Source organism: Kitasatospora sp. NPDC056446 (assembly GCF_042796115.1).
Lineage (GTDB): Bacteria > Actinomycetota > Actinomycetes > Streptomycetales > Streptomycetaceae > Kitasatospora.
Genome location: NZ_JBHTRF010000133.1, coordinates 1 through 11406 on the forward strand (window position 1 = coordinate 1; position 11406 = coordinate 11406).

Annotated in this window: 8 protein-coding genes; 3 read left to right on the forward strand and 5 right to left on the reverse strand. The window is 75.0% G+C overall.

What is annotated here, in order from left to right; translation table 11 throughout:
• The first annotated feature begins 48 nt into the window (after window positions 1–48).
• Together ACFQ6N_RS39290 and manA are read left to right on the forward strand one after the other, a co-directional pair.
• Complete coding sequence (locus tag ACFQ6N_RS39290) at window positions 49–981, forward strand: ROK family protein (RefSeq protein WP_380658948.1); 933 nt, start codon at window positions 49–51, stop codon at window positions 979–981.
• 19 nt (window positions 982–1000) lie between these two features.
• Window positions 1001–2356, forward strand: a complete 1356-nt coding sequence (gene manA / locus ACFQ6N_RS39295; RefSeq protein ID WP_380658949.1) for a mannose-6-phosphate isomerase, class I — start codon at window positions 1001–1003, stop codon at window positions 2354–2356.
• Between the two features lie 16 nt (window positions 2357–2372).
• Here the strand turns inward: manA and ACFQ6N_RS39300 are convergent, their stop codons facing one another.
• From ACFQ6N_RS39300 to ACFQ6N_RS39315, 4 genes are all read right to left on the reverse strand, one after another.
• Window positions 2373–2768, reverse strand: a complete 396-nt coding sequence (locus tag ACFQ6N_RS39300) for a DUF2267 domain-containing protein (protein ID WP_380658950.1) — start codon at window positions 2766–2768, stop codon at window positions 2373–2375.
• Between the two features lie 232 nt (window positions 2769–3000).
• Window positions 3001–3639 carry an acyl-CoA thioesterase gene (locus tag ACFQ6N_RS39305; protein ID WP_380658951.1) on the reverse strand — a complete coding sequence of 213 codons (639 nt, stop codon included), beginning with the start codon at window positions 3637–3639 and terminating at the stop codon, window positions 3001–3003.
• Complete coding sequence (locus ACFQ6N_RS39310) at window positions 3636–3947, reverse strand: hypothetical protein (RefSeq protein WP_380658952.1); 312 nt, start codon at window positions 3945–3947, stop codon at window positions 3636–3638. Before ACFQ6N_RS39310 ends, ACFQ6N_RS39305 begins: the two co-directional genes overlap by 4 nt.
• Before the next feature lie 267 nt (window positions 3948–4214).
• The gene (locus tag ACFQ6N_RS39315) at window positions 4215–5207 is read right to left on the reverse strand and encodes a helix-turn-helix domain-containing protein (RefSeq protein WP_380658953.1); all 993 of its coding nucleotides are present in this window, start codon (window positions 5205–5207) and stop codon (window positions 4215–4217) included.
• A gap of 242 nt (window positions 5208–5449) precedes the next feature.
• On the opposite strand from ACFQ6N_RS39315, the gene ACFQ6N_RS39320 reads away from it, so the two are divergent.
• The gene (locus tag ACFQ6N_RS39320; RefSeq protein ID WP_380658954.1) at window positions 5450–7231 is read left to right on the forward strand and encodes a BTAD domain-containing putative transcriptional regulator; all 1782 of its coding nucleotides are present in this window, start codon (window positions 5450–5452) and stop codon (window positions 7229–7231) included.
• A gap of 13 nt (window positions 7232–7244) precedes the next feature.
• Here the strand turns inward: ACFQ6N_RS39320 and ACFQ6N_RS39325 are convergent, their stop codons facing one another.
• Window positions 7245–11279 carry an SGNH/GDSL hydrolase family protein gene (locus tag ACFQ6N_RS39325; RefSeq protein ID WP_380658955.1) on the reverse strand — a complete coding sequence of 1345 codons (4035 nt, stop codon included), beginning with the start codon at window positions 11277–11279 and terminating at the stop codon, window positions 7245–7247.
• Between the last annotated feature and the right edge of the window lie 127 nt (window positions 11280–11406).

An 11406-nucleotide genomic window follows, 5' to 3' on the forward strand; every position in this document is an offset into this window, starting at 1 on the left:
GGGCCCCCACCGGCCGGGGCGCCGCCCCCTACCCTCCTGGAGCCCGCCGTGCCTTCCACCCCGCTGTTCGCCGCCGTCGACATCGGCGGCACCAAGATCGCCGGCGCCCTGGTCGACGGCGGCGGACGGCTGCGGCACCGGCTCCAGCTGCCCACCCCGGCGACCGAGCCCGGCGCGGCCGTGCTCGCCGTCGTGCACCAGGTGCTGGACCGGCTCGCCGCCACCGCCGACTGGGCCGCCGTGACGGCCGTCGGCATCGGCAGCGCCGGCCCGGTCGACCTCGCCGCCGGCACCGTCAGCCCCGTCAACATCCCCGGCTGGCGCGGCTTCCCGCTGGTCGCCGAGGTCGCCGCGCACCCGGCGGTGGCCGCCCGCGCACTGCCGGTCCGGCTCGCCGGGGACGGCGTCGCGATGGCCGCCGCCGAGCACTGGCAGGGCGCCGCCCGGGGCGCCGCCGACGCGCTCTGCCTGGTGGTGTCCACCGGCGTCGGCGCCGGCCTGGTCCTCGACGGCGCCGTCCGGCCCGGGCCCAGCGGCAACGCCGGGCACCTCGGCCACATCACCGTCGAACTGGACGGCGAGCCCTGCCCGTGCGGCTCGCGCGGCTGCCTGGAGGGCCTCGCCAGCGGCACCGCGATCGCCCGCCGCGCCCTCGCCGACGGCTGGCAGCCGCCCGGCGACGACCGGACGGCCCGCGCCGTCGCCGCCTGCGCCGCCGCGGGCGACCCGCTCGCACTCGCCTCCTTCAACCGCGCCGCCCAGGCCCTCGCCGCCGGCATCGCCGCCACGGCCGCCTTGGTGGACCTCGACCGGGTGGTCATCGGCGGCGGCGTGGCCACCGCCGGGGACGTGCTGTTCGCCCCGCTCGCCCGCCACCTGGACCGCTACGCCGCCCTCTCCTACATCCGCGGCCTCGATGTGCGCCGCGCCGAACTCGGCACCGACGCCGGGCTGATCGGCGCCGCCGCGCTCTGCCGCTGAGCCTCCCGGAGCCACCCGCATGCCGTCCTCCGCCCCGCCGCCGTCAGCCCTGCCGTCGCTCTCGGACCTGCCGCCGTTCCTGCTGCTGCACAACCCGGTCCGCCGCTACGCCTGGGGCTCGCCCACCGCCATCCCCGCGCTCACCGGCACCGCGCCCGACGGCACCCCGCAGGCCGAACTGTGGCTGGGCGCCCACCCGTCGGCGCCGTCACTCGTGGCGGTGCCCACACACCCGGCGGCGTCCCCGCCCCCGTCGTCACCGGCGGCCGCCCCGGGCGCCGGCGGACCGCAGCCGCTGGACCGACTGATCGCGGCCGACCCGGACGGCCTGCTCGGACCGGACACCGTACGGCGGTTCGGCCCCGAACTGCCCCTCCTGTTCAAGGTGCTGGCCGCCGACCGGGCACTCTCCCTGCAAGTCCACCCGACCCGCGCGCAGGCCGAGGCCGGGTACGCGGCCGAGGAGGCCCGGGGCGTTCCGCCGACCGCACCGGAACGCGTCTTCAAGGACCGCGGCCACAAGCCCGAACTCATCTGCGCACTCAGCGACTTCGAGGCCCTGTGCGGCTTCCGCCCGGCCGCCGACGCGGCCGCCCTGCTGGACGCGCTGGACGTCCCGCTGCTGGCGCCGTGGGCCACCGTCCTGCGCACGCGCCCGGAGGCCGAGGCACTGCCCGCCCTGCTCCGCGGCGCGCTCGCCGCCGACCGCCCCTCCCCGTCCGAACTCCTCACGGTAGCCGTCGCCTTGGACCGGCTCGCGGCCGCCGGAGGGCCGTACGCCGAGGCCTGCGCCGGCTATGCCCGCGTCGCCGGGCAGTACCCCGGAGACCCCGGCCTGCTCGCCGCGCTGCTCCTCAACCACGTCCGGCTCGCCGCCGGCCAGGCCCTGTACCTGGACGCCGGGGTGCCGCACGCCTACCTCCGGGGCCTGGGGGTGGAGTTGATGGCCAACTCCGACAACGTGCTGCGCTGCGGGCTCACCCCGAAGCACATCGACGTCGACGGCCTGCTGGCGGTCACGTCCTTCCGCACCGGCCGGCCCGGCCTCATCACCCCGAGCCCTTCAGCCACCGCCACCGCCACCGCCACCGCCACCGGCATCGGCATCGGCATCGGCATCGGCATCGAGGAGGAATTCCCTTCTCCGGCAGCCGAGTTCAGACTCTCCCGGCTGCGCCCCGGCGCCGCCGCCACCCGGATCGAACTCCCCACCCCGCAGATCCTGCTCTGCGTCGCGGGCCACGCCCGGCTGCACGCGCCGGACGGCACCGCACTCGCGCTCCCGCCCGGCGCGTCCGCCTACCTGCGCCCGGGCGCCGGGCCGGTCGGGCTGACCGGCCCGGGCGCGGAACTGTTCCGGGCCACCACGGGGTAGCGGCCGGCCGGCCCGCTCAGGCCGGTGCGGGGTGCCCGAACAGCAGGTCGTAACCCTCCGGCAGCTGGTCGATCACCCGGTCGACCAGCTCCCCCGGGACCAGGTCGGACATGGCGCTGAGTACCGCCCCGATGTCCCACTGCGCCGTCGCGGGGGTCGCCCCGTCGATCCAGCCGGCCACGGCCTGCACGAAGCGTTCGGCGGTCAGCGGCTCGGCGGCGGGCCGGGCGTCGCGCAGCAGCGGGGCGTACATCCCGGGTAGCGCGTCCGCGAGGGCGAGCCGCTCGGACCCCACCAGGTGCTCACCCAGCAGGGCGAGCACGATCCGGGTGGCGTGGTCCGCCTCCGCCTCGCCGCGGTACTCGCCGCGTTCCACGACGCGGGCGAGGAAGTCCTCCCAGGAGATGGTCATCGCGTCCTCCTTCCGGTCGGCGGGACCGGCAGGACCGACGGCGCTCCGCGCCCCGGACCGGGAGGGTGGTGTCGCGGCCCGTGACCACGGTGGAACGTACCGGTTGCCCGTGCTGCTCAGCGTAACTCGCCCCGACGCCCCGGGAGCCGCCCCCGCCACACCCGTCACCCCCGTCATACCCGCCGCCCCCGCCGGCCCGGGGGCCGGGCCCCGGGGAGCGGGCGGTCCGTGCTCAGCCCGCCGAGGCGTGACAGCGCCTGCGCGGCCGGCGCGGTGCCGGCACACCGCCTACCACGGCCCCGGGCGACACCCGGCGCGCCGGCGCCACCGCCGTCGCGGTCACGGTCACGGATGCCGTCACGGACGCGGTCACGGACTGGCTCGCGGACGGGCTCGCGGTCACCGACGCCGTCGCCGTCGCGCCGGCCGGGGCGGCCTCGGCACGCGCCGTGTCCGGCATAAACGCCGACAGAAAGCGTCGCTCGTCCGGGCTCAGCGCGCGCGAGCGGCCGGACTCCCGGTCCCGCGCGACCACCACGGTCCGCGCCCGCATAAACGTGTCCGAATCCCGGCAGACATTCACCTCGACATGCGCGGAACTCCGCCCGAGGCGTTCCACGGTGAGCCGTACCGACAATGGCTCGGGCTGGTGGTGCAGCTGTTCCAGATAATCGATCTCGTGCCGCGCGATAATGAACCCGGACGGGAACAACGATTCCCGGACGGCGGTCACGTGGTGGCACAACAGGTCGTAAATCCCCTCCTGGACGTAGCCGACCAGCCGGACGTTGTTGATGTGCCCGTTCTCGTCGACGTCGCTCCACCGGGTGGGGCAGGCCAGCACGTGCGCTCCCGGCTGCGCCGCGCTCACTGCTGCGTCAGCCCGGCGCCGGCCCCGGCGGGGAGCAGCGCGCGCTGCAACCTGGCGTAGTAGGCGGAGTGTTCGGCCGCCATCCGGGCCGCGGTCCACCCCTCCTCGGCGGCCTCCGCGGCGGCCTGGACGACCAGGCTGTCGAGCATCGCGTCGACCGACCGGCACAATTCCGCGACCGCCGCCAGCCGCTCGGTCACGTCCGACCCGCCCACCCCGTTCCGGCACGGAAAGGCGGCCAGCGAGTCCACGGCGAGCTGCAGATCGTCGAGAGTGTCCGGCCGGCTTTCCGGAGGGAAATTCTGCATGTTTTTCTCCAGGACTCAATCGGCCTTTACGGCCCAGTAGCTAGCGTTCGAATACACCGGATCGGTGTCGGCCCCCCGACGCCTTCGACGCTATCCCAGTCGACGGGGGTCGGCAGATCGTTTTCGGACCGTGACGGGAAACTGACTTCCATTGGAGTAGTTTGACGGGGTACACAATATGCCCCATCAGCCGAATGCCGTCCGCAATTCGGGTGGTATCGCCGACTCGACGTCCAAGATCGACTACCCAGCGTCACACATCTGCTATCAGTCCGCCGCGTACTCCGCCAGGTGCCTCAGAACCTCCCCGGCGTAGGCCCGGGCGTCCACGGGCAGCCCGCCCGCCTGGATGACGGCCTTGTCACTGGTGCGGTACCCCGCCGCGATCAGGGCGGGCAGATTGCTGTGCAGCCCGCTCTGCTTGATCCGCTGGTCGAGCCAGCAGGTGTAGAGGCCCATGGTGGCGATGGCGTCCGCCGGCGACATGTAGTCCTTCCTGCCGTCGTTGTCCCCGTCCACCGCCCAGGCGTTGAAGATCGCCGGGGTCCACCGGGCGATGCCGTACTCGTCGGCCTGCTGGTCACGCAGGTTCGGGTCGAAGTCGCTCTCCACCTTGAGCATCGCGGCCAGCAGCGCCGGAGTGACCTCCGCCTCGGTGCACCGCCGCGCGGCCAGCTCGATCGGCCCGCGGAACTGCTCGGGGACGGCGGCCCCGGCCCGCAGCGCCCCGGGCACCGCGGCGGGCGTGCGCGGTGTCGTCGGCACGGCTCCCGCGGGTGCCGAGCCGGCCGTCCGGTCCGACCCGGCGGTGCCCCCGTCCGCCCGGGGCCACAGGGCCGCGACGAGCAGCCCGACCAGAACGAGGCCGGACACCGCGAGCAGCCACCCCCGGACCCGGCGCCGCTCCGACCCGGCCGGACCGGGGGGCCTGCCCGCACCGGGGGCATCCGGTTCCTCCTCCGAAGGCGTCGCCGCCTCGTCGGCGGCCGCCCGGTCCGCGCCGGACCGCGCCGCCTCCCAGAGCTCCCGGAGCTCGCCCGGCTCCCGTCCGACCTCGCGGCAGAGCGCCTCCACCGCCGCCCACGGCGGCAGGCCCCGGCCGGCGAGGTAGCGCGACCACGACGAGTCGCTCACCAGGGTGACGCGTTCCAGCTCTTTCAGGCTCTTCTTCGTCTGCGACCGCAGTTCCCGTAACTTCTCGGCGAGTTCTTCGGCCGCCCGGGCAACTCCCCTGTCCCGCCCCGTCGTCGACTCGCTCATCGCAGCCCTGCCCCCCAGCCGGCGCCGTTTCCCTAGCGGCTGACAGTCTCTCATATCTCATGTTCATCCCAGGATGGGGCGTCCCAGCAGGTCAGCGCCGCCCGGGCCGGTGGGACATCCCGCTCGGTCCGGAAGGCCTTGTCCCGCCTTCCGGACCCGTCCCACGATGGCGGCGCGCCGGCAACGGCGCTCCCGTGACCCTCAGTTCGGGTCCGGATTTCCGATTTCGGGGGGAACAAGGAATGGAATTCAGGCTCTTGGGCCCACTGGCCGTGATCGCCGACGACGGCGGGCCGGTGGCCCTGCCGGCCAACAAGCACCGGGTGCTCCTGGCCGGCCTGCTGCTGCGGGCCGACCGGTGGGTACCGGTGGAGCAACTCGCCGACTGGCTCTGGGACGGCGAGGGCGCCGCGCCGGTCCGGGTCCGCGGCACGGTGCAGACGTACGTGAGCCGTCTGCGGCGCCTGCTGGGCGACCCGGCCGTGATCACCGGCGGCCCGGGCGGCTACCGGGCCGAGGTCGGTACCGCCGGGCTCGACGTCCGCAGGTTCACCGGACTCGCCGACCGGGCCGGCCTGGCGGCCGACGCCGGGGACTGGCCGGACGCCGAACGGCTGTCCGCGGCGGCGCTCGGCCTCTGGCGGGAGCCGCGGGCCCTGCCGGACGTCGACTCGGCGGCGCTGCACCGCGAGGAGGTCGCACTCCTGGAGGAACGCCGGCTGGCCGCCCTGGAACGGTGGTACGAGGCCAGGATCCGGCTCGGCGACCACCTCGACGCCGCACACGGCCTGCGCCGCCTCTGCGCCGACCACCCGCTGCGCGAGCGGTGCTGGGAGCTGCTGCTGACCGCCCTGGCCGGCTGCGGCCGCCGGGCCGACGCCATCGCCGCCTACGCCGCGGTGACGGCCACCCTGGACGAGGAGCTGGGCGTGGCCCCGGGGCCCGGTCTCCAGCGGGCCCACCTGGCCGTGCTGCGCGCGGAGCCGTCCCCCTCCTGGACCGCTGCCGAGGCCCCGGGCCGGTCCCTCACCCCCGACCGACTCCCGGCCAGGCCCGCCTTTCTGGCCGGTCGGGCGGCCGAGCTCCGCGACCTCACGCGGGCCGTGCGGACCGGCTGCCCGGTCGCGGTGGTGCACGGCCCGGCGGGCGTCGGCAAGAGCGCCCTGGTCGCGGACTGGGCGCACCTGGCCGCCGACCGGTTCCCGGGCGGACGGGTCTGTGTCGACCTCGCCGGCCACGACGGCCGACTCCCGGCCGAGCCCGCCGACGTCCTGGCCGGGGTCCTTCTCGCGCTCGGCGTGCCGGACGACCTGCTGCCGGCCGACCCGGCGGGGCTCGCCGCCCTGTTCCGCGCCGAGACGGCCCGGCGCCGGGTCCTGCTCCTGCTCGACGACGCCCGGGACAGTGCCCAGGTCCGCCCGCTGATCCCCGCAGCGGGCAGCCTGACCCTGGTCACCAGCCGCAACCAGCTGCGCGGCCTCGCCGCCCACGACGGCGCGCACCGGGTCCGGCTCGGCCCACTGGACGCTCCGGGAGCCGGGGCGCTGCTCGCGGCCGTGCTCGGCGAGCGGCGGGTGGCACCCGATCCGGCCGCGGCCGCCGAACTCGCCCGGCTCTGCGGCGGACTTCCGCTGGCCCTGCGCATCGCCGCCGAACGGGCGGGCCGGCACCCGGACGTCCCGCTGGACCTTCTGGCCGCCGAACTGCGGGACGAGCGGACCAGGTTGGCGGTGCTCGACGCGGGCGAGGAGGAACTCAGCAGCCTCAGCGCCCAGTTCGGCCGCTCCTACCGGTCCCTGGACGCGGACGAGGCCCGGGCGTTCCGCCTGCTCGGCGGCCACCCGGGCCCGGTCCTCGAACTCTCCGACGCCGTCGAACTCATCGGCGCACCCGCCGCACCGGCCCGACGGCTCCTCGACCGGCTGGTCGGCCGGCACCTGGTCGACGAGCCCCGCCCAGGACGGTACGAGGTGCATCCGCTGCTGCGGCTCTACGCCCTGGAGTGCGAGCCGTCGGCGATATGACGAGCCGTCAGTGTCATTTCCTGACAGCGTCGTTGAAGACTCCGGCGTACAGCCGCACGCCGGTCGGATTCGGATGGAAGGACTGCTGGGAGGGCGCCAGGGCCGGTGGCTCGTCACCGTCGGTCCGCTGTCCGACCAGCCCGTGTATGCCTTCGGGGTCGCCGCAGACGCCCTTGCCCTGGAAGGCGCTTCGCGGGTCCGCGAACACCACCGTCGCGAGCTGGTTGCGGCTGACGGTGTCGGCCGCCGCTCGCAACTGCTCGTCGAGCAGGTCTCCGATGCCGTTGAGCCAGGTCGCGTCACTTCCTGACATCGGAACCTTGAGGCAGCTCGGGTCCGAGAACAGCCGGGGGTACCCCATCAGCAGGATCCTGGCCCGGGGAGCCTTCCGGTGGATCTCCGAGAGGACCCGCTCGACCGACGGCCGCACCTTGTCGGTGATGATCCTGGGTTCCGCGACCCGCAACGGTTCGGAGTCGCCGTCGAGCCTCGAGTCGGGGCACGAGGTGCCACCCCAGACCAGGACGCACTGCCTGACGATCGGTGTGAACCGGGCGTCGTTCCCGCCCAACGACAGGGTGACCAGGGTGGTGTTCTCGTCCAGGAAGCCCCGGTCGAGCTGGGAGGGCTCCCGGAACTGGCCGGTTCCGCGCCTACCCCAGGCGTTGGTCGGCGGTGGCTCGTTGCCCTCGCCGTCGTGGGGCAGCAGGTTCTCGCTCACCGCGCCCGAGCAGGCGAGCAGGTGGTAGTCCATGGCCGGGTCCGCGAAGCCGTCCGCGCGGTCGCCGATCGGCCAGGCGGGCGCGTCCGGGAGGGTGCCCTGGCGGGACCACGCGTAGCGGGAGCGGTGGCAGGCGTTGCGGTGCCAGTTGTCCCCGTTGTTGTTGGTCTCGCGGAAGTAGCCGCTCTGGTCGGCCGCCGAGGCACCCTCACCCGAGGAGTAGGAGTCGCCGAGGGCGACGATCTGGTCGGCCGGCTTGTCCGGCAGCGGCTGGAAGGCCACCGCGTCCCAGGCGATGTCCTCGACCCCCTGCTGATCGCCGGACATCGCCTCGTCGGTCTGGTTGCCCAGCGAGACGCTCGGCACCCCGTCGAACCGGAACGCGCCGAGCGACACCCACTGGTTGGCCTCGGTCCGCTGCAACAGGGACCGGGTCTTCGGCGTCGCGGCACCCCGGTTGACGGTGTACCAGGCCCGCTGGGTGTGGGCGCCGATGTCGGGCATGTGCACCATCACCCGGGCCCAGCCGTTCAGCGGGCGGCCCAGGGTCCACGTCCCGGTGACCCGGAACCGCTCGGAGGCGGTCCAGGTGTGCGCCATCCAGAAGTGCCCGCCCCTTCCCATCCCGATCTGGTGGAGGTCGACCTTGGCCGGGTAGAGCCCGTTCTCGGAGCCGAAGTCGAAGCGGAACGAGCCCTGGGTCGCGGTGCGGGAGCCGCAGGTGGGTGACGCCACGTCGTCCGGGAGGTCGTCGATGACCATCGCGTCCGCCGGGAGTCCGCGGTCGCAGGCGGCCGGGTGCCGGGTGCCGTTGCCCGGGTCGTCCGACACGCTGTCGTAGCTGATGGTGTCGTGGCCGCACTCCAGGTCGCACCGCGGCCGCCAGGTGCTCGACTCGTGGTACCAGCACTTGAGGTCGTACCGGCCCACGCTGTTCTTGTGACCGCACGGCCCGACCGGCTCGCCCTGCACCTCGGCCGCGTCCGGGACGAACCAGCGGCCCGGGTAGCACGCGTTGCCGTCGCCGCAGAACTGCTCCACCGGGGGCTTCGACAGCCTCCGGTCCTCCACCGAGGGCCACCAGGCCGGCCGGAAGCCCGCGCCGTCGCGGCCCTCCTCCTTCGGGATGGACCGGGCGGCGAAGCCCAGCACCTTCTCCGGGTACGGCCAGTGCTGCGGGTGCCGGGCATCCTCCATGGTCATCTCCAGGAACGGCTGCCGGTCGGCCGGGTACTGCGGGTTGACGGGGTTGTTGAGCCAGCCGAGACCCCAGGTGTCGTCCCCGGGCTGCCTGCCGTGGAAGCCGGAGTTGTAGGCCCAGGTGGCGAAGAACCAGTTCTCCGGGCGGGCCGGGTCGTCGTTGTTCGCCTTCATGCCGGCCGCGTGCACCTCGTTCCACTTCTGCTGGAGGATCCGCAGGGAGGCGGCGACGTTGGCCCGGAAGTCGACGGCGATGGCCCGCTTCAGTTCCGGCGTGCGACTGGTGTCGGTGCGACGCATCCCGTCGGTGACCTGGCCGACGCCGTAACCGCAGTCGGCCTTGTCCCAGCGGACGTCCCAGTCGTTGAGCGGGTTGTCGTCGTAGAGGGCCAGCCCGTAGTAGTTGCCGATGATCGGATTGCCCGCTGAGCCCTCCGGCACCAGGCGCGAGGCCTGCCAGAGATTGGACTCCTGGGACATCAGGCCCAGCAGCAGCGCCGCCGGGACCTCCCCGCCGCCGACCAGCGGGACGGGCGGGAAGCGGCCCGGGTCCTGCCAGGCGGGCAGCTTGTGCTGGACGGCCAGATCCGCCGCGTACTCCACCTGACGGGAGGTCGGCTGGTAGACCTGCGTGCGTACGTCGTTGCGCGGCACCTCGCAGGTCCGCGAGGCGTCCACCGGGTCGTACGGGGAGTCCACCGCGGCGACCGCCGGAGCCGCCCCGGCGGCGCCGGCCTCCGCGCCGGTGGGGGCCGTCCTCGCATCGGCGGCGGTGGTGGTGGTGCGCGCCCCGTGGAGCAGCGCCGGGCTGAGCGCCCGCCCCGCCTCGCCCGGTGCTCCGGCCGAGGCCTCGGGAGCCACGCGGAAGCCCAGTCCGGTGCCTTTGTCGCGGACCACCGCCTTGAGCCGGACCGGCTCCGGGCTCCCCGGCTCCGGTGCCGCACCGGGCGTACCGGCCGCACCGGCCGCACCCGCCGCACCAGGGGTGGCGGCCTCGACCCGACCGACCGACGGCGTGCTGTCGACACTCACCGCGAGCCGTCCGGTGGACGAGACCACCGCGTCGACCGGAGCCGCGAAACGGGTGACCCCACGGGGCAGCGGGCCGTCGACGCCGGGCGAGGCGCCGGTCAGGAAGACCCGCCCGCCCGCGCCCGAGGTCAGCCGCAGCTCCCCGACCCGGCCGGTGGCGAACGACCTGGTGCCGGTGCCGTCGGTGCGCCGCGCCCGCAGGGTGTCGCCCGCACGGTCGAGGAAGAACACCGCGCCGTCGGCGTCGGCCTGCACCCGGAACGGGGCCCCGGTCGAGTCCGCGATCGGCGTGCTGCCGCCGTCCGGGCCGATCCGGACCAGCCGGGCGCCGTCGGCCGCGACGATGCCGTCCTTGGCCGGGACCGCCGAGGTCACCTCCCCGCTCACCTCCAGCGCCGGAGCGAGCCGACCGTCGGCCGCGTCCAGTTCCGTCAGGCGGGTCCGGGCCTGTCCGTCATCGCCCGACTGGGTGAGCACGGCCCGCTCGCCCACCCCGCAACCGGGGTTGAAGTAGGCCAGGCTGGTCTGCACCCCGAGCTTGGTCACGGTGCCGTCGACCAGGTCGACCACCGCCGTGAACCCGCCGCGCCGGAACAGCTGCTCCGTACTGGTGAAGGTCCGGGGGGCGTAGACCACGACGAGCCGGCGGCCCGACGCGGTCAGACAGGCGTTGCCGATCCACTGGTCCGCGTCGAAGGCGGGCTCGGACAGCGTGGCCGCGGTGCGCCAGGTGTAGCCGGAGGCGGAGTCGGCGACCAGCACGTGGAAGCCGTCACCGTCGCCGACGGTGGTCCAGGCCCGGTCATCGGACGTCCGCCAGTCGGCGGGCAGGAGCCGATCCCGGTCGGCGCGCGGGACTCCCGCCGGGTCGGAGGGAGCAGCGGCAGCAGCGGCGGCAGCGGCGGGCGGCGCGGCCTCACGTGGCGGCTGGACCGGACCCGCGAGCGACGGACCCGCGAGCGACGGACCGGCGGTCGGCACCAGCAGGGCCAGCGCCAGGGCGAGGCCCGCCCAGGGCCGCCGTCGCGGTCCCGGGCGCTGTCGCTGGCACTGTCGTGGTCGGCCCGAGGAGGACCGATTCCTGGTTCTCATCATGCTCGGAGGGTCGCCGAGCCCGTTGTCGGGGGGGGGGGGGGCGCCGGCCCCCCCCCCCCCACCCGGCGGAAGCGGCCCGCCCCAGGGTGGGGGGGCACCCAACCGGCCCCCGGCGGGGCCCCCCACC